This is a genomic window from Pseudomonas sp. Ors-4-3C, assembly GCF_055755035.1.
In genome coordinates, this window is the sequence record NZ_CM146900.1 from 4,782,741 (window position 1) to 4,800,982 (window position 18,242).

23 protein-coding genes are annotated in these 18,242 nt (G+C 62.4%); 8 read left to right on the forward strand and 15 right to left on the reverse strand.

The features are described 5' to 3' along the window. Nucleotides 1-68: 68 nt before the first annotated feature. From ACVHNU_RS21585 to nrdR, 12 genes are all read right to left on the reverse strand, one after another. Nucleotides 69-869, reverse strand: coding sequence for a cobalamin-binding protein (locus tag ACVHNU_RS21585; RefSeq protein WP_473018280.1), 801 nt, complete (start codon nucleotides 867-869; stop codon nucleotides 69-71). After that, complete coding sequence (locus ACVHNU_RS21590; RefSeq protein ID WP_007968175.1) at nucleotides 869-1,288, reverse strand: hypothetical protein; 420 nt, start codon at nucleotides 1,286-1,288, stop codon at nucleotides 869-871. The genes ACVHNU_RS21585 and ACVHNU_RS21590 overlap by 1 nt, the downstream gene beginning before the upstream one ends. Beyond that, nucleotides 1,285-1,902, reverse strand: coding sequence for a GTP cyclohydrolase II (gene ribA, locus ACVHNU_RS21595; RefSeq protein WP_003228637.1), 618 nt, complete (start codon nucleotides 1,900-1,902; stop codon nucleotides 1,285-1,287). The genes ACVHNU_RS21590 and ribA overlap by 4 nt, the downstream gene beginning before the upstream one ends. Nucleotides 1,903-2,158: 256 nt before the next feature. Then, a complete protein-coding gene (locus tag ACVHNU_RS21600; protein ID WP_473018281.1) occupies nucleotides 2,159-2,896 on the reverse strand; it encodes a substrate-binding periplasmic protein in 738 nt (245 codons plus the stop codon). A 34-nt stretch (nucleotides 2,897-2,930) separates the two neighbouring features. After that, entirely contained in the window at nucleotides 2,931-3,434 is a 504-nt protein-coding gene (locus tag ACVHNU_RS21605) for a phosphatidylglycerophosphatase A family protein (RefSeq protein WP_003228639.1), read from the reverse strand. After that, entirely contained in the window at nucleotides 3,431-4,396 is a 966-nt protein-coding gene (thiL, locus tag ACVHNU_RS21610; protein WP_202370624.1) for a thiamine-phosphate kinase, read from the reverse strand. The genes ACVHNU_RS21605 and thiL overlap by 4 nt, the downstream gene beginning before the upstream one ends. An 18-nt stretch (nucleotides 4,397-4,414) precedes the next feature. Then, the gene (gene nusB / locus ACVHNU_RS21615) at nucleotides 4,415-4,915 is read right to left on the reverse strand and encodes a transcription antitermination factor NusB (RefSeq protein ID WP_003228643.1); all 501 of its coding nucleotides are present in this window, start codon (nucleotides 4,913-4,915) and stop codon (nucleotides 4,415-4,417) included. After that, entirely contained in the window at nucleotides 4,912-5,388 is a 477-nt protein-coding gene (gene ribH, locus ACVHNU_RS21620) for a 6,7-dimethyl-8-ribityllumazine synthase (RefSeq protein WP_003228649.1), read from the reverse strand. Before ribH ends, nusB begins: the two co-directional genes overlap by 4 nt. Before the next feature lie 234 nt (nucleotides 5,389-5,622). Beyond that, nucleotides 5,623-6,714 carry a bifunctional 3,4-dihydroxy-2-butanone-4-phosphate synthase/GTP cyclohydrolase II gene (ribBA, locus tag ACVHNU_RS21625; protein ID WP_003228650.1) on the reverse strand — a complete coding sequence of 364 codons (1,092 nt, stop codon included), beginning with the start codon at nucleotides 6,712-6,714 and terminating at the stop codon, nucleotides 5,623-5,625. Between the two features lie 16 nt (nucleotides 6,715-6,730). Next, nucleotides 6,731-7,396: a riboflavin synthase gene (locus tag ACVHNU_RS21630; protein ID WP_003228652.1), complete on the reverse strand. Its 666-nt coding sequence runs from the start codon at nucleotides 7,394-7,396 to the stop codon at nucleotides 6,731-6,733. Between the two features lie 47 nt (nucleotides 7,397-7,443). Then, entirely contained in the window at nucleotides 7,444-8,577 is a 1,134-nt protein-coding gene (gene ribD, locus ACVHNU_RS21635) for a bifunctional diaminohydroxyphosphoribosylaminopyrimidine deaminase/5-amino-6-(5-phosphoribosylamino)uracil reductase RibD (protein ID WP_473018282.1), read from the reverse strand. Next, nucleotides 8,574-9,038 (reverse strand): transcriptional regulator NrdR, encoded by a 465-nt coding sequence (nrdR, locus tag ACVHNU_RS21640; RefSeq protein WP_003228656.1) that lies wholly within the window; start codon nucleotides 9,036-9,038, stop codon nucleotides 8,574-8,576. The genes ribD and nrdR overlap by 4 nt, the downstream gene beginning before the upstream one ends. A gap of 128 nt (nucleotides 9,039-9,166) precedes the next feature. On the opposite strand from nrdR, the gene ACVHNU_RS21645 reads away from it, so the two are divergent. The 3 genes from ACVHNU_RS21645 to trxA all read left to right on the forward strand — a co-directional run bounded on the left by ACVHNU_RS21645 (nucleotide 9,167) and on the right by trxA (nucleotide 11,341). Continuing rightward, nucleotides 9,167-9,631 (forward strand): YbaY family lipoprotein, encoded by a 465-nt coding sequence (locus ACVHNU_RS21645; RefSeq protein ID WP_003228658.1) that lies wholly within the window; start codon nucleotides 9,167-9,169, stop codon nucleotides 9,629-9,631. Continuing rightward, entirely contained in the window at nucleotides 9,628-10,284 is a 657-nt protein-coding gene (locus ACVHNU_RS21650; RefSeq protein ID WP_473018283.1) for a class I SAM-dependent methyltransferase, read from the forward strand. Before ACVHNU_RS21645 ends, ACVHNU_RS21650 begins: the two co-directional genes overlap by 4 nt. Nucleotides 10,285-10,468: 184 nt before the next feature. After that, nucleotides 10,469-11,341: a thioredoxin gene (gene trxA, locus ACVHNU_RS21655; RefSeq protein WP_003228662.1), complete on the forward strand. Its 873-nt coding sequence runs from the start codon at nucleotides 10,469-10,471 to the stop codon at nucleotides 11,339-11,341. A 109-nt stretch (nucleotides 11,342-11,450) separates the two neighbouring features. On the opposite strand, the gene ACVHNU_RS21660 is transcribed toward trxA, so the two are convergent. Continuing rightward, nucleotides 11,451-11,810: a hypothetical protein gene (locus ACVHNU_RS21660; RefSeq protein ID WP_473018284.1), complete on the reverse strand. Its 360-nt coding sequence runs from the start codon at nucleotides 11,808-11,810 to the stop codon at nucleotides 11,451-11,453. A gap of 135 nt (nucleotides 11,811-11,945) precedes the next feature. Between ACVHNU_RS21660 and ACVHNU_RS21665 the strand changes: the two genes are divergently transcribed. The 5 genes from ACVHNU_RS21665 (at nucleotide 11,946) to ACVHNU_RS21685 (ending at nucleotide 16,116) form a co-directional block, all read left to right on the forward strand. Further along, nucleotides 11,946-12,548: a DUF2796 domain-containing protein gene (locus ACVHNU_RS21665; protein ID WP_473018285.1), complete on the forward strand. Its 603-nt coding sequence runs from the start codon at nucleotides 11,946-11,948 to the stop codon at nucleotides 12,546-12,548. A 139-nt stretch (nucleotides 12,549-12,687) separates the two neighbouring features. Further along, the gene (locus ACVHNU_RS21670; protein ID WP_003228669.1) at nucleotides 12,688-13,398 is read left to right on the forward strand and encodes an ABC transporter ATP-binding protein; all 711 of its coding nucleotides are present in this window, start codon (nucleotides 12,688-12,690) and stop codon (nucleotides 13,396-13,398) included. A gap of 1 nt (nucleotide 13,399) precedes the next feature. Beyond that, on the forward strand, nucleotides 13,400-14,665 hold the full coding sequence (locus tag ACVHNU_RS21675) for an ABC transporter permease (RefSeq protein ID WP_473018286.1): 1,266 nt from the start codon (nucleotides 13,400-13,402) through the stop codon (nucleotides 14,663-14,665). Between the two features lie 11 nt (nucleotides 14,666-14,676). Continuing rightward, on the forward strand, nucleotides 14,677-15,195 hold the full coding sequence (locus ACVHNU_RS21680; protein ID WP_003228673.1) for a DUF3299 domain-containing protein: 519 nt from the start codon (nucleotides 14,677-14,679) through the stop codon (nucleotides 15,193-15,195). A gap of 222 nt (nucleotides 15,196-15,417) precedes the next feature. Next, nucleotides 15,418-16,116, forward strand: a complete 699-nt coding sequence (locus tag ACVHNU_RS21685; RefSeq protein ID WP_003228675.1) for an OmpW/AlkL family protein — start codon at nucleotides 15,418-15,420, stop codon at nucleotides 16,114-16,116. 177 nt (nucleotides 16,117-16,293) lie between these two features. On the opposite strand, the gene ACVHNU_RS21690 is transcribed toward ACVHNU_RS21685, so the two are convergent. Together ACVHNU_RS21690 and ACVHNU_RS21695 are read right to left on the reverse strand one after the other, a co-directional pair. After that, complete coding sequence (locus ACVHNU_RS21690; RefSeq protein ID WP_473018287.1) at nucleotides 16,294-17,223, reverse strand: NAD-dependent epimerase/dehydratase family protein; 930 nt, start codon at nucleotides 17,221-17,223, stop codon at nucleotides 16,294-16,296. After that, complete coding sequence (locus ACVHNU_RS21695) at nucleotides 17,216-18,100, reverse strand: sugar nucleotide-binding protein (protein ID WP_103483869.1); 885 nt, start codon at nucleotides 18,098-18,100, stop codon at nucleotides 17,216-17,218. Before ACVHNU_RS21695 ends, ACVHNU_RS21690 begins: the two co-directional genes overlap by 8 nt. Nucleotides 18,101-18,242: the final 142 nt, after the last annotated feature.

An 18,242-nucleotide genomic window follows, 5' to 3' on the forward strand; every position in this document is an offset into this window, starting at 1 on the left:
CCGCTCCCACAGGGGGAACGCATTCCAAATGTGGGAGCGGGCTTGCTCGCGAAGAATTCACCTCGGTCTCAGCGGTCAGGCGCAATCAAATGGCAGAGTTTGGCGGTTGCCTCGATCATCTGCCCACTCGGGCGCTCAAGGCCTTTATCAGTAACCAACAGTAGTTTCCCCTGCTTCACCGCCGCCACCTGCGGCCAGGCTTTCCAGGCATCAAGCTGGGCCTGATCACCGGCCAGAATCACCGCGGGATCGCGCTGCAACACCGCTTCGATACTGACCTGCGGCGCCGGCAAACTCAGATCGGCAAACACATTGCGCGCGCCGCATACCTCAAGCGCATCGCTGATGATCTGCCCACCACCGACGGTGTACAGCGGCTTGTCCCAGACTTGATAGAACACTGTCAGCGGCGTCTCCCGGCGATAGCGTTGGCGCAGGTCATCGAGTTTCTGGCGCAGATCCGCCGCCAGTGTCACCCCACGTTCAGGCCGGCCGAGTTGCGCGGCAATGGCTTCGATCTGTGCAGAAAGCTGTTCGAGATTGTGCGGTTCGGCGACGTAGGTCGGGATGTTCAGGCGTTTGAGTTGATCGCGTTGCGCGGGGCCGACACTGCCGGGCCACAACAGCAACAAATCGGGCTTCAAACTGAGCAGACGCTCCATGTCCAGCTGACCGTAGCGGCCCACTGACGGGACATCCTTGAGCGCGGCAGGACGCTCGCCGGCATCGAGCACGCCAACCAGCAGATCGGCCGAGTCCAGCTCAACGACAATTTCCGACAGCGAAGGCGCGAGGCTGACCACCCGCAGGCTCGCCAGCGCCGGGCCGGCGACGGCCAGCAGCAGAAGCGCCAGCCACAGACGACGCATCAGCCGAGTTGACGCGGGATGCGATAGAGGTAGAACAGCACGGCCGTGGACAGCGCCAGCAGCATCAGCGGTACGGCTTCGAGGCCGACGAACACCGCCAGCGCACCGATCCACGCCGGAAGCGATGCAGCGAGGAACGCGACACGACGACGGGCCGCGAGCGCGATCCAGGCCGCCGGCTCGGCAGGCGTATCGAGGGCTTTCTGGGTGGCGATCAGTGCGTGTTTGTAGCCACCAAAAAACTTCAGACTGACAAACATCGAGGCGACACCGGCAATGAACATTGGCATGGTCAGTACCGGCAGAAACGCTTCATATTGGCCGAACAGTGCGTTGAGCACGAACAGCGGCAGCAGCGCCAACGCCAGATACTTCCACCAGTCGACCGCCAGGCGGCGGCGCACCTGACCGCGGGTCACGCGCGGTCGACCTCGCCCTGATGCTCGTTGCCCATCATGTGGTCGAGCTTGCTGGCCTTGGTCGCCAGGTACAGTTTGTTGTGCGGATTGTGGCCGGTGTGCAGCGGCACGCGCTCGGCGACGACGATGCCCATGTCGGTCAGGGCTTTGACCTTGCGCGGGTTGTTGGTCATCAGGCGCAGCGACTTCACGCCCAGGTGCTCGAGCATCGGCAGGCACATCGCGTAGTCACGCTGGTCGGCGGCGAAACCCAGACGCTCGTTGGCTTCCACGGTGTCGGCACCGCCGTCCTGCAACTCGTAGGCGCGGATCTTGTTCAGCAGACCGATGCCACGACCTTCCTGGCGCAGGTACAGCAGCACGCCACGGCCTTCGCGGGCGATGGCCTTGAGCGCCGCTTCGAGTTGCGAACCGCAGTCGCAGCGCTGGCTGAACAGGGCGTCACCGGTCAGGCACTCGGAATGCAACCGGCCAAGGACCGGGGCACCGTCGTCAATTTCACCCAGGCTCAGCACAACGTGCTCGCGGCCGGTGGCTTCATCGAGAAAACCGTGCATGGTGAATTGCGCAAAAGGCGTTGGCAGCTTGCAAGCGGCGACAAAAACGACAGGCACCTGTGTGCTCCTGATCTAAAAAGTCTGAAGATTCGCAGGCCGGCATTGTAACAGCAGGTTCCGGCAGGCGCTTAGGCTGAATTATCGGGCATAACGATCAAAAAGTTTGATAACACCCGACTTGCCTGGCCCCCCCTGTGGGAGCGGGCTTGCTCGCGAAGGCGTCGTGTCAGTCGGCAATAGGCTGGCTGAACTACCGCATTCGCGAGCAAGCTCGCTCCCACAGAGGGGACAGTGTTGGGCACAAGATTCGCAATCAGGGCGTATCAAACGGATACGGCTGCTTCCACTGCTCGAAAATCGGCTTCAGCTCGCCGCTCTTCAGCAACTGCTCCATGCGCCTGTCGAACAGCGCCATCAGCGTGCGCGCTTGCGGCGTATCGGCGAAGCACAGGTACAGCGGCAATTCGGCGATGTGGGTCTTGCGAAACTGCGTTGGATCCTTGGCCCGGCCAACCACGTAATCGATTTCGGTCTGCGCATCGATGCAATAGTCAGCGCGGTTGTGGGTGAGCATCGACAGGATCCCGGTACGTCGCATGACTTCGTTAAAGTTATGCACATTGGGCAAATAATCCTGATAGTCATAGCCGCGCACCCAGGCCAGGCGATAGCTGCCGAGAGTGTCCGGGGTCGGTGAAGGATTGCTCGCCAGGCCCAGGGCGTAGATGTGGTCGGTATCGAAATTCCAGCGCGGGTATAGCAGGTCGCTGGCCTCGTTTTTATACGAGCCGACGCAAGCATCGACTTCGCCGCGCTGGGCCAGGCCCACGGAGCGCGTGTAAGGCTCGGTGCGGATGTCGAGTTGCACCCCGGCCGGTTCGAAGACCTTGCGCAGCACGTCCCAGCCCAGGCCGTGACCGTCAGCGGCGGTATAGTCTTCCCAGTCTTCGCTGGCCAGATGGATGACCGTGGGCGTCGGCGCAGCTTCCTGCGCACTGGCGACAGTGCCCAGCAAGGTAAAAAACACCAGCGCCAGCCAGCGACTAACCATCCTTAGTCTCCCCACTTAACCCTGACAATCCGGATCAGGCGAAAATCCACACCAGTCCCTGCATCGCCAGCCAGGCGAACACGCCGGCCAGCACGTCGTCGAGCATGATGCCGACGCCGCCATGGACATGCCGATCGATCCAGCGGATCGGCCATGGCTTGAGAATGTCGAAGAAGCGGAACATCAGGAACCCCGCGAGCAACCAGTACCAGCCTTCCGGCACCAGCCACAGGGTGATCCACATCCCGACCATTTCGTCCCAGACGATGCCTTCGTGGTCGTGTACCCGCAGATCGTCGGCGACCTTGCCGCACAGCCAGAAGCCGAACAGCATGGTGATCCCGAGCATCAGCCAGTAACCCCAGTCGGGCAACATCTGCCACAACGGAATAAAGGGTAGCGCAACTAACGAACCCCACGTGCCCGGCGCTTTCGGCAAGGTGCCGGAGCCGAAGCCGAACGCGAGGAAATGCCAGGGATTGCGCCAGACCGACGGCGGAACGAATTCGGCCGGAACCTGTTTCGGGTGATCTGTCACGGTGTCTCCTGAAAATGTTGATAACCCCGGATTTGCGGGGTGATGTCGTGTCCTTCGCGATCCAGCAGCACCACACCCTGGCCCTGCGCCACACGCCCGATCACATGGATCGGCCAACCATCGGCCAGCAGTGCCGGCAACTCGACGGACGGTAGCGTGAAGGCCAGCACATAGTCATCGCCGCCGCTCAACGCCGCCCGTTCGGCGCCACGCTGGCCGAGAAACGCCACTAAAGCATCGGACAACGGTACGCGCTCGCGTTCAACCTCAAGCCGCACCTGCGAAGCCAGAGCGATATGGCCGCAATCGGCAAGCAGGCCATCGGAGATATCCAGGGCCGAGGTGGCCTTGCCGCGCAAGGCCTGACCAAGCCCGAGTTGCGGTTGCGGCGCCCAGTAATGACTGAGCAGCGGCTCGGCAATATCAGTGTCGGCTTCACGCTGGCCAAGCACCAGCGGCAAGGCACCGGCGGCATTGCCCAGTTCGCCGCCAACACAAAGCAGGTCGCCCGGTTGTGCGCCGCTGCGGGTCAAGGCCTGCCCGGCCGGAACGCGACCGAACACGGTGACGGTCAGGCTTAACGGCCCACGGGTGGTGTCGCCGCCAACCAGCGCGACGCCGCAGCTCTGCGCCATGCGGTTCAAACCGCGAGCATAGGCTTGCAGCCAATCGGCGGTCACCGTCGGCACAGTCAGGGCAAGGGTAAAGGCAACGGGCGTGGCGCCCATGGCGGCCAGGTCGCTGACCGCAACGGCCAGCGAGCGCTGACCGAGCAGAAATGGATCGCAGGGATCGGCGAAGTGCACGCCGGCCACCAGCGTATCGGTGGAAATCGCCAACTGCTCCCCGGGGGGAACCGCCAGCAAGGCGCAGTCGTCGCCGATCCCCAGGGCAACGCCCTCGCCGCCCTGCGCACAAGGCGCGGCGGCGAAGAAATTGCGGATCAGCTCAAACTCGCCCATTGCGATATCAAGCGCTGATCAGCGCTTGAACGCCTTGACTTCAGCTTCACGCAGGCGCGGAGCCAGCTTGTCGAGTACACCGTTGACGAACTTGTGGCCATCGGTCGAACCGAAGACTTTCGCCAGCTCGATACCTTCGTTGATCACCACGCGGTACGGCACGTCGACGCGCTTGAGCAGTTCCCAGGTGGACAGGCGCAGAACCGCCAGTTCAACCGGGTCCAGCTCTTCGATTTCGATGTCCAGGCACGGCTTGAGCGCGGTGTCGATTTCGGTGCGGCTCGCCGGAACCCCGTGGAGGATTTCGCGGAAATACGCGCCATCGACATCGGTAAAATCGTTATCAACGCGGAACTGCGCTTCGATTTCGTTCAGCGAAGCCTTGGCCATGTGCCATTGATACAGGGCCTGAGTCGCGAGCTGACGGGCTTCGCGACGCTTGACGCTTTTCGATGGCTTGCCGGCATCCGCAGGTTTCGGATCGCGCGGGTTGAAACGATCGCTATCGTCGCTAATCACTTGGCCTCCAACTGCGCCAGCAGGCTGACCATTTCCAGAGCGGACAGGGCAGCTTCAGCACCTTTGTTGCCGGCCTTGGTGCCGGAACGTTCGATGGCTTGCTCGATGGAATCAACGGTCAGGACGCCGAACGCGACCGGTACGCCGAACTCCATGGACACCTGGGCCAGGCCCTTGGTGCATTCGCCAGCCACGTATTCGAAGTGCGGAGTGCCGCCACGAATGACCGCGCCGAGGGCGATGATGGCTGCGAACTCGCCTTTCTGAGCGACTTTCTGCGCAACCAGCGGGATTTCGAAGGCGCCAGGTGCGCGGATGATGGTGATGTCGCTTTCGCTCACGCCGTGGCGAACCAGGGCATCAACTGCACCGCTGACCAGGCTTTCAACCACGAAGCTGTTGAAACGGCCCACTACCAGAGCGTAGCGGCCTTTAGGGGCGATGAAGGTACCTTCGATGGTCTTCAGGGTCATTCGTCAGATCTCTTAAAGAGCCGGGACGCGTTTCGTACGCATCCCTCAGTGATATTAGCCACAAATTCATGACCGGAAACACCGCATTGCTGTTCGATGACGAACCTGTGGCGAGGGAGCTTGCTCCCGCTGGGCAGCGTAGCGCCCCCCTTTTGTGGGCGCTGCGCACCCAAGCGGGAGCAAGCTCCCTCGCCACAATCGTTCTACGTCAACAATGCCGAATTCACCGGGTCATTATTCGGAGGGCACGTATTCTACAACTTCCAGATCGAAACCGGATATCGCATTAAATTTCATTGGCGCAGACATCAAGCGCATTTTGCGCACGCCGAGGTCACGCAGGATCTGCGAACCGGCACCGACGATGCTGTAAGTGGTCGGTTTTTTCACCGCTGCCTGCTCACCGGTTTCGCGGATATGCGCCAGCAGCACGTCGCCGTCGAGCGGGTGACCGAGCAACAGCACCACACCGCTGCCGGCCTCGGCGACCGCAGCCATCGCGGCGCGCAGGCTCCAGCGGCCCGGTTGCTTGACCATCAGCAGGTCGCGCAGCGGATCCATGTTATGCACGCGAACCAGGGTCGGCTCTTCGGCGCAAACCGTGCCCAGAGTCAGGGCCATGTGCACATCGCCTTCCACCGAATCACGATAGGTCACCAGGTTGAATTGGCCCAGTTCGCTGTCCAGCGGCTGTTCGGCAATCCGCTGAACGGTACGTTCGTGGATCATCCGGTAGTGAATCAGGTCGGCGATGGTGCCGATCTTGATGTTGTGTTCGGCGGCAAACGCTTCCAGTTCGGCGCGACGGGACATGGTGCCGTCGTCGTTCATCACTTCGCAGATCACGCCGCTTGGTTCGAAACCGGCCATGCGCGCCAGGTCGCAGGCGGCTTCAGTGTGACCGGCACGGGCCAGGGTGCCACCGGCCTGAGCCATCAGCGGGAAGATGTGCCCCGGGCTGACGATGTCTTCCGCCTTGGCGTCTTTCGCCGCAGCCGCTTGCACGGTGCGCGCACGGTCGGCGGCGGAAATACCGGTGGTGACGCCTTCGGCGGCTTCGATCGATACGGTGAACTTGGTGCCGAAACCGGAACCGTTGCGTGGCGCCATCAGTGGCAGCTTCAACAGTTCGCAGCGCTCGCGGCTCATCGGCATGCAGATCAGGCCACGGGCGTGCTTGGCCATGAAGTTGATGTGCTCGGCCTTGCAGCATTCGGCGGCCATGATCAGGTCGCCTTCGTTCTCGCGGTCTTCGTCATCCATGAGGATGACCATCTTGCCTTGGCGGATGTCTTCAACCAGTTCTTCGATGCTATTGAGCGCCACAAGGCACCCCCTTCAGTCAGGATTTGAGGTAGCCGTTGGCGGCCAGAAAGCTTTCAGTGATCGTGCCACCGGATGCAGGCTCTGCGGCCTTGTCACCCAACAGCAACCGCTCCAGATAACGCGCCAGCAAATCGACTTCCAGGTTCACCCGGCGGCCCGGCTTGTAGGAAGCCATGATGGTTTCGCTCAGGGTGTGCGGAATGATCGTCAGCATGAATTCGGCGCCATCGACCGCGTTCACGGTCAGGCTGGTGCCATCGACGGTGATCGAGCCTTTATGGGCGATGTACTTGGCCAGTTCTTTCGGCGCGCGGATGCGAAATTCCACCGCACGGGCATTGTCGCTGCGTGACACCACTTCGCCGACACCGTCGACGTGACCGCTGACCAGATGGCCGCCGAGACGGGTGGTCGGGGTCAGGGCTTTTTCCAGATTGACCGGGCTGCCGCTTTTCAGGTCATTCATGGCGGTGCAGTCGAGGGTTTCGCGGCTGACGTCGGCGGCAAAGCCGTTGCCCGGCAGCTCAACCGCTGTCAGGCACACGCCGTTGACGGCGATGCTGTCGCCGAGTTTGACGTCGCTCAGGTCGAGCTTGCCGGTTTCGACATGCACCCGCACATCACCGCCCTTTGGGGTCAGTGCGCGGATACTGCCGATGGATTCGATGATGCCGGTAAACATGGGGTTCTCCTTGAGAACGAAGCCAGCGCTAACGCGATGGCCGGGAATTATACGCTCGCCGAAACGACTGGCGTCGCAGTGACTCGCCAGTCATCGCCAACCGCGCGGATTTCAGTGATTTTCAGCTCGGGAGCGTCCTTCATATAGGCCAGCGGCCAGTCCAGCAACGGCCGCGCCGTGGAACCGAGAAACTTGCCGGCAATGAAGATCACGAACTCATCGACCAGACCGAGCTGGGCGAATGCGCCAGCCAGACGCGGACCGGCCTCGACCAGCACTTCGTTGACGCCACGGTTGGCCAGTTCGATCAGCAGTTGATGCAGATCGACCTGACCGTCGTCACCCGGCACGATCAGGCATTCCGGGCCATTGGCGTATTGTTCTTCGACTGCCATGCACGTCGCGACCAGCGCCGGGCCGGCCTTGAAGAACGGCGCGTCCAGCGGCACCCGCAGGCGCCCGTCGACCAGCACCCGCAGCGGCGGACGGCTCATGGCCCGTGCAGTTTGTTCGGCATCCAGACCCAGTTCGTCGGCGCGTACGGTCAGGCGTGCGCCGTCAGCCAGTACGGTGTCGGCGCCGGTCAGCACCACGGCGGCCTGCGCGCGCAAACGCTGCACGGCGGAACGCGCAGCCGGGCCGGTGATCCACTGGCTCTCTCCACTTTCCATCGCCGTGCGGCCGTCGAGGCTCATCGCCAGCTTGACCCGCACGAACGGCAAGCCGTGTTCCATGCGTTTCAGGAAACCTTGATTGAGCTGGCGCGCCTCGGCTTCGAGCACGCCGCTTTCGGTGGCGATCCCGGCATCGCTCAGACGCTGCAAGCCACGCCCGGCGACCTGTGGATTCGGATCGCGCATCGCGGCGACCACCCGAGCCACCCCGGCAGTCACCAACGCATCGGCGCACGGCGGTGTGCGGCCATGGTGGCTGCACGGCTCAAGGGTCACGTAAGCCGTGGCGCCCCGGGCCAATTCACCGGCAGCGCGCAGGGCGTGGACCTCGGCGTGGGGTTCGCCGGCGCGCTCGTGAAAGCCTTCGCCGACAATCTGCCCGTCACGCACGATCACGCAGCCAACCCGTGGATTGGGGTGGGTGGTGTAGTGGCCCTTGCGCGCCAGTTGCAGCGCGCGCGTCATGAAGTGGGCGTCGAGGATCGCCTGCTCGGCGGCGCTGGTCATTCTTTCACCGGTTCGCGGGCGAGACGGTCGATCTCTTCGCGGAACTCATTGAGATCCTGGAAGCGCCGGTACACCGAGGCGAAACGGATGTAGGCCACTTCATCGAGCTTTTGCAGCTCGGCCATCACCAGTTCGCCGACCACGAGGGATTTGACCTCGCGCTCGCCGGTGGCGCGCAGCTTGTGCTTGATGTGAACCAGAGAGGATTCGAGGCGCTCGACGCTCACCGGACGTTTCTCCAGGGCGCGTTGCATGCCGGCACGGAGCTTTTCTTCGTCGAACGGCTGGCGGCTGCCGTCGGTTTTGATCAGGCGCGGCAACACCAGTTCGGCCGTCTCGAATGTCGTGAAACGCTCGCCGCAGGCCAGGCATTCACGCCGGCGGCGCACCTGTTCGCCCTCGGCGACCAGACGCGAGTCGATGACCTTGGTGTCGTTGGCACCGCAGAAGGGACAGTGCATGGTGGCTGGCAACAAAAAAAGGGAGGGCCATGGTAGCGCATCCCGGTGGCAAGACAAGCCATAGGGTTTGCGGTATACAGACTGCCATGATCATTTGATCCATGGATTTCATTTTGCTGGAGCAGCCCATGCCGCTACGACCGCTCGTTTTGCTCAGTCTTTTCGCCCTGCTGGTGGCCTGTGGCAGCGATAAACCCAAGCCGCAGCCGCCCACGCCGGGCCCGGCGCCACAACAGGCGCAGAAAAAAGCCCGGGAAGCCGCTGACCTCGGTCCGCTGCCGGCTTATCAACGGGAACTGAGCGGCACCCTGCAAGGCGTGCCAGCCGGGGCCGAAGTCGAACTGGCGTTGCTGGTGATCGACGATAAGTCCCGCCCGCAACAGTTGCTCGCCAGTTCCACGCTGATAGGCAATAACCAGGCGTTGCCGTTCCGTCTGCGTTTCAACCCCGAAGCATTCCCCGCCGGCGCGCGGGTTGAGCTGCGCGGCCGCGCCACGCAGTCCGGCCAGTTGATCCTGCATCTGCCGTCGCAACCCATTACCCAGCCGACCACTCAGGCGCTGGGCCAACTGCAATTTGTCAAAGCACCATGACGCCACCGCTCGACCTGCAACTGGCGTTAGGTGAATTGCTCGGTGATGCCCGGCTCAAGGCCTGTGCATTGCCGGGTACCGATTTGCAGCTGTGGCTGATCGACGGCGACAACATGGATCGCGAATTCAGTCCCGACGAAACCCGGCGCATCCTCCACGAACCGCCATATTGGAGTTTCTGCTGGGCCAGCGGCCTGGCGGTGGCTCGCTATCTGGCGGAGTTTCCCGAGTGGGTGCGCGGCAAGCGGGTGCTGGATTTCGGCGCCGGCTCCGGGATCGCCGCGATTGCGGCGGTGAAGGCCGGGGCGTTGGAGGTGGTGGCTTGCGATCTTGATCCGCAGGCGATTGCTGCGTGCCGGGCCAACGCCGAACTCAATGATGTGCAGATGAGTTATTCGACGGACTTCTTTGCCGAGGCTGATCGCTTCGATCTGATCCTGGTGGCGGATGTGCTCTACGACCGTGAGAACCTGCCGCTGCTCGACGCGTTTCTCAGCCGTGGCCGCGAGGCGCTGGTGGCGGATTCGCGGGTTCGGGATTTTCGTCATCCGTTATATGAGCGCATCGAAATGCTTGAGGCGATGACCTTGCCGGATCTGGCGGAGCCGGAAGAATTTCGGCATGTGAGCCTGTACCACGCGCGGCGGAGCTAAAAAGCTTCGTCGGATCGCCGCCCGGAGCAAGCCCGCTCCCACATTTGGATTGCGTTCCCCCTGTGGGAGCGAGCTTGCTCGCGAAGGCGTCCTATCAGGCAACACATCTCTAAACCTGCCCCCGCTTCCGGCCCCCCCCGCCAAGCCGTATAGTTGCCCCATCCACGCTTTTACGAGATCCCCCATGAGTCAGCAAACGCCGTACATCTTCGACGCCACGACTGCCGATTTCGACCAGTCGGTGATCGAAGCTTCCTTCAACAAACCGGTGCTGGTGGATTTCTGGGCCGAGTGGTGTGCGCCGTGCAAGGCGTTGATGCCGATGCTGCAAGGCATTGCCGAGAGCTATCAGGGCGAACTGCTGCTGGCCAAGGTCAACTGCGACATCGAGCAGGACATCGTGGCCCGCTTCGGTATCCGCAGCCTGCCGACCGTGGTGCTGTTCAAGGACGGTCAGCCAGTCGACGGTTTTGCCGGTGCGCAACCGGAATCCGCCGTACGCGCCTTGCTTGAGCCGCATGTGCAGATGCCGCCGCCGGCCGCCGCCGATCCGTTCGAGCAGGCGCAGGCGCTGTTCGATGAAGGGCGTTTCGCTGAAGCAGAAGCCGCGCTGGTGGTGATGCTCACCGAAGACAACAGCAACGCCAAGGCGCTGATCCTCTACGCCCGCTGCCTGACCGAACGCGGCGAACTGGGCGAAGCGCAAACCGTGCTCGATGCGGTCAAGAGCGATGAGCACAAGGCTGCACTGGCCGGGGCCAAGGCGCAGATCAAATTCCTGGGACTTGCCCGTGATCTGCCGGACGCTGCCGACCTCAAGGCGCGTCTGGCCAAAGATCCGCAGGACGACGAAGCGGTGTATCAACTGGCGATCCAGCAACTGGCGCGTCAGCAATACGAAGCGGCGCTGGAGGCCTTGCTCAAGCTGTTCATCCGTAACCGCAGTTATGGCGAGGGTCTGCCGCACAAGACGTTGCTGCAGGTGTTCGAACTGCTGGGCAACGATCACCCGCTGGTGACCGCTTACCGCCGTAAAGTATTCGCTGCGCTTTATTAAGATCAAAAGATCGCAGCCGTCGGCAGCTCCTACATTCGATCGTGTTCACCCGTATTTGCGGATGAACGCTGACCTGTAGGAGCTGCCGCAGGCTGCGATCTTTTGCGGCTCACTCGACCCAGCTGTAGAGCGGCGTATCGCCGCCGCTCGCCACTTTCACCTGTGAACTGTGGCGCAAGCGCACCAGCAGGCGTTTGCCTGCGGCCGCGCTGCCGGTCAGGCCCTCAAGCTGCTCCAGAAGATCCGGCCCGCTGAGTTGCCTGGCCTTGCGCAACAGATCCTGCGCGACCTGCCACAACGCATCGTCCTGGTTCAGCGGTTTCGCTGCCGGCGCGCTCAATGCCGCTTCAGGCTGATTGCCCTGCGACTGCGTGCCAAGGGCTGCGCCAAGCTTTGCCCAATCGCTGTCATCCAGTTCCACCGTCAAATCCACCGGCATCGCGCCGACGGTTCCGCGTATCCGCAACATCTGCATCGCTCCTGCACATTTCTGACCTGCATGCTCCCACGGGACTTGTGCAACGCCAAGCGCACGGGCAAACTCTGCGGACTTTCGTTATAAGATTACATAACAAACTCTTCACTTTACTTTCCGGAGACCGCCATGCGTCGTCTGCTGCTCGCTTTGCCGTTTGCCCTGTTGCCGCTGGCCATCGCCCATGCCGCCGATGAACACGATCATGACCATGAGCACGGCAGCCTCGGCGCCCACGAACATGGCGTCGGCCGACTGAACGCCGCACTCGACGGCCAGACCCTGGAACTGGAACTGGAAAGCCCGGCGATGAACCTGGTGGGCTTCGAACACGCCGCCACCAGCGACGCCGACAAGGCCAAAGTCGCCGCCGCCCGCACCAAACTGGAAAACCCGCTGGCGCTGTTCAGCCTGCCGGCCGCCGCTGGTTGCAAAGTCGCCAGCCAGGAACTGGAAAGCCCGCTGTTCGGCGACAAACCGGATGCCGCCGAGCATGACGATGATGATCACGATGCCGCCGCCAAGAGCGGTGAAGCGCATCACCATGAACACAGCGAAATCCACGCGCACTATCAATTCAGTTGCGCTGCACCGGGGGCTTTGAAGACTCTGGATCTGGCAAACCTCTTCAATACCTTCCCGGCCACCCAGAAAATTCAGGTACAACTGATCGGCCCGAACGGCCAGCAAGGTACGGAAGTGACGGCCAAGGCTGCTGCCCTGAAATTCTGATCACACCGACAATCCCCTGTGGGAGCGGCTTGCTCGCGAATGCGGTGGGTCAGTCAACATGGATTTGGCTGATCCACCGCATTCGCGAGCAAGCCCGCTCCCACAAGGGGTTACGTGTTCACTTCATGAAATTGGTGCCATGACCCAAGCACTCATCGAACTGTCCGACCTGGGCTTCAACTGGCCCGGTCACCCGCCGCTGCTGGACATCCCGGCGTTTCGCCTGGAGCCGGGCGAAACCCTGTTCCTCAAAGGCCCCAGCGGCAGTGGCAAGACCACCCTGCTCGGCCTGCTCGGTGGCGTGCAGAAACCCGGGCGCGGCAGCATTCGCCTGCTCGGCCAGGAACTGACCGAACTCGGTGCCGGCGCCCGCGACCGCTTTCGCGTCGATCACACCGGCTACATCTTCCAGCAGTTCAACCTGCTGCCGTTTCTCTCGGTACGCGAGAACGTCGAGTTGCCCTGCCACTTCTCCAGACTGCGTGCCGAACGGGCGAAACAGCGTCACGGCAGCGTCGATCAGGCCGCCGCCACCCTGCTCGCCCACCTGGGCCTGAAGGATGAAAGCATCCTCGGTCGTCGCGCCGATTCGCTGTCGATCGGTCAACAGCAACGGGTTGCCGCCGCACGCGCGTTGATTGGCCAACCGGAACTGGTGATCGCCGACGAACCGACCTCGGCGCTGGATTACGACGCTCGGGAAAACTTCATTCGTCTGCTGTTCGCCGAATGCCGCGAGGCCGGATCGAGTCTGCTGTTCGTCAGCCACGACCAAAGCCTGGCGCCGCTGTTCGACCGTCACCTGTCCCTGGCCGAGCTCAATCGCGCCGCCACGTCTGCCGAGGTCTGAGATGTATCTGTTTCGTCTGGCCATGGCCAGCCTGGCCAACCGCCGCTTTACCGCCCTGCTCACCGCGTTCGCGATTGCCCTGTCGGTCTGCCTGTTGCTCGCCGTCGAGCGCGTGCGCACCGAGGCCAAGGCCAGTTTCGCCAGCACCATCAGCGGCACCGACCTGATCGTCGGCGCCCGCTCCGGCTCGGTGAACCTGCTGCTGTACTCGGTGTTCCGCATCGGCAACGCGACCAACAACATCCGTTGGGACAGCTTCGAACATTTCGCCAGCAACCCGAAAGTGAAGTGGGCGATCCCGATGTCCCTCGGCGACTCGCATCGCGGCTACCGCGTGATGGGCACCACCGGAGCCTATTTCGAGCATTACCAGTACGGCCGTCAGCAGCACCTGGAACTGGCCGACGGCCGCGCCTTCGCCACCGATCCGTTCGAAGTGGTGCTCGGCGCCGAAGTGGCCGAAGCGCTGCATTACAAGCTCGGCGACCAACTGGTGCTGGCCCACGGCGTGGCGGCGATCAGTCTGGTCAAGCATGACGACAAGCCGTTCACCGTGGTCGGCATTCTCAAGCGCACGGGTACCCCGGTGGATCGCACGCTGCACATCAGCCTCGGCGGCATGGAAGCGATTCACATCGACTGGCACAACGGCGTGCCGGCGCGCGGCACCGGCCGGATCACGGCGGATCAGGCACGCAACATGGACCTGACGCCACAGGCGATCACCGCGTTCATGCTCGGCCTCAACAGCAAGATTTCCACCTTCGCCCTGCAACGCGAGATCAACGAATACCGTGGCGAGCCGATGCTGGCGATCCTGCCGGGCGTGGCCTTGCAGGAGTTGTGGAGCCTGATGAGTACTGCGGAAAAAGCCTTGTTCGTGGTCTCGCTGTTCGTGGTGCTGACCGGGTTGATCGGCATGCTCACGGCGATTCTCACCAGCCTCAACGAGCGTCGCCGCGAGATGGCGATTTTGCGTTCGGTCGGTGCCCGGCCTTGGCATATCGCAAGCCTGCTGGTGCTGGAAGCCTTTGCCCTGGCGCTGACCGGCGTAATCGCCGGACTGGCATTGCTGTACATCGGCATCGCCGCCGCGCAGGGTTATGTACAGGCCAATTACGGTTTGTATCTGCCACTGGCGTGGCCGAGCGAGTATGAATGGACGCTGCTCGGTGGCATTCTGGCAGCCGCGCTGCTGATGGGCAGCGTGCCGGCCTGGCGCGCGTATCGCCAATCCCTGGCCGATGGCCTGTCGATCCGTTTATGAGGATGTTCACCATGCCCCGCGCCGTGCTTGCGCTGCTGTTGCTGGTTGCCCTGCCCGTGTGGGCAGCGGCGCCGAAAGACCTGACCTGGTCGGAGATGATCCCGCCGGACGCCGCGCCGGAAGTGCCGAACATGACGCCGTTGCACGACATGTCGAAGATGAGTGATGCGCTGTCCGCCGAGTCGGCGCCGGCGGCGAAACAGGACATGCCCAACGCGCCGGTGGTGCAGAGTCTCGACGGGCAGAACATACGCCTGCCGGGTTACATCGTGCCGCTGGAAGTCAACGAAGAGGGGCGCACCACCGACTTCCTGCTGGTGCCGTACTTCGGCGCCTGCATCCATGTGCCGCCACCGCCGTCGAACCAGATCGTGCATGTGAAAAGCGAGTTGGGCGTGAAGCTCGACGAGCTGTATCAGCCGTACTGGGTCGAAGGACCGTTGCAGGTCAAGGCGTCCACCAGCGAACTGGCCGATGCCGGGTATCAGATGGCGGCGGACAAGATTTATGTGTATGAGCTGCCGGAGTAATTCCGGTAATTCTGCACTGTTCGGCCCATTGTCTTCGCGAGCAGGCTCGCTCCCACAGTTGACCGAGCTCTAATGTGGGAGCGAGCTTGCTCGCGAAGGGGTCGGCCAAGGTTCCACAAATAAACCCGCCATCACTGTTTCATTGAGCTGAGTCAAAAGACCGTATCAGTTGGCTTCATACCATAGGACATCAGACATTTTTAACGTCCTTTTGGAGCTCCCATGAACAAGTCCTTGCTCAGCGCCGCGCTGTTTGCAGTCGCGCTCGCAGCCCCGCTCGCCCACGCCCACGAAGCCGGCGACATCATCGTTCGCGCCGGTGCGATCACCGTCAACCCGAAAGCCGACAGCTCCAGCGTCAAGGTCGATCAGGGTCCGTTGAGCGGCACCAACCTGGGCGGCAAGGCGACCATGAGCAGCGACACCCAACTGGGTCTGAACTTCGCCTACATGCTGACCAACAACATCGGTATCGAGTTGCTGGCCGCCTCGCCATTCGAGCATGACGTGAAAATCAAAGGCACCGCGTTGCCAGCCGCCAACGGCAAACTCGGTACGCTGAAACACCTGCCGCCGACCCTCAGCGTCGTGTACTACCCGCTGGATTCCAAGTCGCCGTTCCAGCCGTACATCGGCGGCGGCATCAACTACACCTGGATCTATGACGAGCACGTCGGCAGCGAAGCCCAGTCCAACGGCTTCAGCAACTTCAAGGCGAAAAACTCCTGGGGCCTGGCCTGGCAGGTCGGCGCCGACTACATGCTGACCGACAACATCATGCTCAACGCCCAGGTGCGTTACATGGACATCGACACCCGCGCGACTGTCGAGAACAACGCCGTGGCGCCGGGCACCCGTGCCAAGGTGAATGTGGATGTCGATCCGTTTGTGTACATGGTGGGTCTGGGCTACAAGTTCTAAGCAACAGTCGAACATTCGCGTGGTGGTGAATGAGGCTTTGGGTGAGCAGGCTTAGAACTGACGACGATCACTTCGTGATCGATCGGGGATAAATCCCCTCGCCACAGGATTAGCGACAAATTCCGGCCGTGAAAAAGGCGCCTGTAAAAAGGCGCCTTTTTCATGTCTGCGATAAACCTACTTGCCGAGCAACCGCGCCAGCCCCACACGCATCGGCGTCGGCTCTGGCAGCTGGAAGCGTTGCAGCAAACGCGCGTTGTTCGCCCGCGAATGGCGAATGTCGCCGGAGCGCGCCGGGCCGTAGCTGACCGGGGGCAACTCGCCGACCACTTCCTGCAGCGCTTGCAGCATCTGCTTGAGGTTCATTGCCTGATTCCAGCCGACGTTCATCGCCCCCACTTCCACTTCAGGCTTGTCGATCGCCTGCACCAGCACGTCGACCAGATCCTCGACATAGAGGAAATCACGGGTCTGCTCGCCATCGCCGAACACCGTGATCGGCAGGCCTTTCTGTGCCCGCTCGCTGAAGATGCTGATGACCCCGGAGTACGGCGAGGACGGATCCTGGCGCGGGCCGAAGATGTTGAAGAAGCGGAAGATCACCGGTTCCAGGTCATGCTGGCGACGATAAAAATCGAAGTAGTGCTCGCCGGCCAGTTTGTCCGAGGCATACGGCGTCAGCGGGGCTTTTGGCGTGTCTTCGTCAATCGACTCGCCTTCACCGTTGTTACCGTACACCGCTGCGCTGGACGCGTAGAGCACACGCTTCACTCCGGCCTGGCGCATGGCTTCGCAGACATTCAGGGTGCCAATGAAATTGCTCTGGTGGGTCTTCACCGGATCGTCCACCGAAGCCTGCACCGAGGCCACCGCCGCCAGGTGCGCGACGGCGCTGCAGCCTTGCATGGCCCGCGCAACCAGCGCGGCGTCGGCAACGTCACCGACGATCAGTTCGACCTGCGGATTGTCCAGCGGCAGGTTGGCGCGTTTGCCGGTCGACAGATCATCGAGAATCCGCACCGAATGGCCGCTGGCGAGCAATGCATCCGTCAGGTGCGAGCCGATGAAACCGGCGCCGCCGGTGATTAAAACAGGGCCTTCAGCCATGACGATAAAACCTATCCAGTAAAGCCGGGAGCCCGGCGCGCCAGGCGCGGGGCTTGATCCCGAAAGTGTGCAGAATTTTCTTGCAGGCGAGTACCGCGTGTTGCGGTTCCTCGGCAGCGTCCGGCCGCGCGGCATGGGCCTGCGCGGTCGGCGCTTCGATCGCCAGCGGATGCAGGTTGCGCGCTTCGCTCAGAATCGCCTGACCCAGCGCCAGCGGCGTGGTCGCCTCGTGGCCGGCGTAATGGTAAGTACCCCACAGCGGCGCGGCGCAATCGAGTTGCTTGAGCACCGAAATGATTACCCGTGCCGCGTCATCGACCGGTGTCGGATTGCCACGGCGGTCATCGGCCATGAGCAATTCGTCCGGTTGTTCGGCGCGGGCGAGGAAGCGTCCGAGGGTGCCTTCAGGACTGTCATCGAGCAGCCAGCCGAAGCGCAGCAGCACGTGTTGCGGGCAAGTGGCGCGAACACTTTGCTCGATGCGCCACAGCGCCTGACCGCGCAGGCCCAGCGGCACCGGCTCGTCTTTCTCGCTGTAGGCGGTCGCCCGTGAACCGTCGAACACCCGATAGCTGGAAGGCTGCACGAGGATGATGTTGTGGTGCTGGCACAGTTCGGCCAGCCGCTCGATGGCGCGTTCCTGCCCGGCCAGACGGCTTTCGCTGACGGTCTCGGCCTGGAACCAGTCGAAATAGTAGGCGAGGTTGATCAACGCATCCGGACGGGTATCGTCGAGCAGTTGCGTCAGGCTCGCGGCATCCCAGCCGTCTTCTGGCGGGCGGGGGGCGAGGAAACCGATGTCTTCTTCCGCACCGAGGCGAATCAGCGCCTGCCCAAGGGCATTTCCGCCGCCCAGTAACATAAGGCGCATTCGCATAGAGTCAGCAGGCCCAGTCTGATTGGAACGATGGCTTTAGCGACGGTGCTGGTGACACCGTCATCGATAATTGCCGGAATCGTTGCATTTTGCGGGTTTAGTGCGCAACCGTCACCCGTAAAGTGTAGATCGCCGGGAATTG

Excerpts from the sequence above, each read along its gene's own strand:
- ACVHNU_RS21695 (WP_103483869.1), bottom strand. The coding sequence starts at position 18,100 with ATGCGAATGCGCCTTATGTTACTGGGCGGCGGAAATGCCCTTGGGCAG.
- ACVHNU_RS21675 (WP_473018286.1), top strand. The coding sequence starts at position 13,400 with ATGTATCTGTTTCGTCTGGCCATGGCCAGCCTGGCCAACCGCCGCTTT.
- ACVHNU_RS21670 (WP_003228669.1), top strand. The coding sequence starts at position 12,688 with ATGACCCAAGCACTCATCGAACTGTCCGACCTGGGCTTCAACTGGCCC.
- thiL (WP_202370624.1), bottom strand. The coding sequence starts at position 4,396 with ATGGGCGAGTTTGAGCTGATCCGCAATTTCTTCGCCGCCGCGCCTTGT.
- ACVHNU_RS21665 (WP_473018285.1), top strand. The coding sequence starts at position 11,946 with ATGCGTCGTCTGCTGCTCGCTTTGCCGTTTGCCCTGTTGCCGCTGGCC.
- ACVHNU_RS21680 (WP_003228673.1), top strand. The coding sequence starts at position 14,677 with ATGCCCCGCGCCGTGCTTGCGCTGCTGTTGCTGGTTGCCCTGCCCGTG.
- ACVHNU_RS21645 (WP_003228658.1), top strand. The coding sequence starts at position 9,167 with ATGCCGCTACGACCGCTCGTTTTGCTCAGTCTTTTCGCCCTGCTGGTG.
- ribH (WP_003228649.1), bottom strand. The coding sequence starts at position 5,388 with ATGACCCTGAAGACCATCGAAGGTACCTTCATCGCCCCTAAAGGCCGC.
- ACVHNU_RS21690 (WP_473018287.1), bottom strand. The coding sequence starts at position 17,223 with ATGGCTGAAGGCCCTGTTTTAATCACCGGCGGCGCCGGTTTCATCGGC.
- ACVHNU_RS21585 (WP_473018280.1), bottom strand. The coding sequence starts at position 869 with ATGCGTCGTCTGTGGCTGGCGCTTCTGCTGCTGGCCGTCGCCGGCCCG.
- ACVHNU_RS21600 (WP_473018281.1), bottom strand. The coding sequence starts at position 2,896 with ATGGTTAGTCGCTGGCTGGCGCTGGTGTTTTTTACCTTGCTGGGCACT.
- nrdR (WP_003228656.1), bottom strand. The coding sequence starts at position 9,038 with ATGCACTGTCCCTTCTGCGGTGCCAACGACACCAAGGTCATCGACTCG.
- trxA (WP_003228662.1), top strand. The coding sequence starts at position 10,469 with ATGAGTCAGCAAACGCCGTACATCTTCGACGCCACGACTGCCGATTTC.
- ACVHNU_RS21650 (WP_473018283.1), top strand. The coding sequence starts at position 9,628 with ATGACGCCACCGCTCGACCTGCAACTGGCGTTAGGTGAATTGCTCGGT.
- ribD (WP_473018282.1), bottom strand. The coding sequence starts at position 8,577 with ATGACCAGCGCCGCCGAGCAGGCGATCCTCGACGCCCACTTCATGACG.
- ACVHNU_RS21685 (WP_003228675.1), top strand. The coding sequence starts at position 15,418 with ATGAACAAGTCCTTGCTCAGCGCCGCGCTGTTTGCAGTCGCGCTCGCA.
- ACVHNU_RS21660 (WP_473018284.1), bottom strand. The coding sequence starts at position 11,810 with ATGTTGCGGATACGCGGAACCGTCGGCGCGATGCCGGTGGATTTGACG.
- ACVHNU_RS21630 (WP_003228652.1), bottom strand. The coding sequence starts at position 7,396 with ATGTTTACCGGCATCATCGAATCCATCGGCAGTATCCGCGCACTGACC.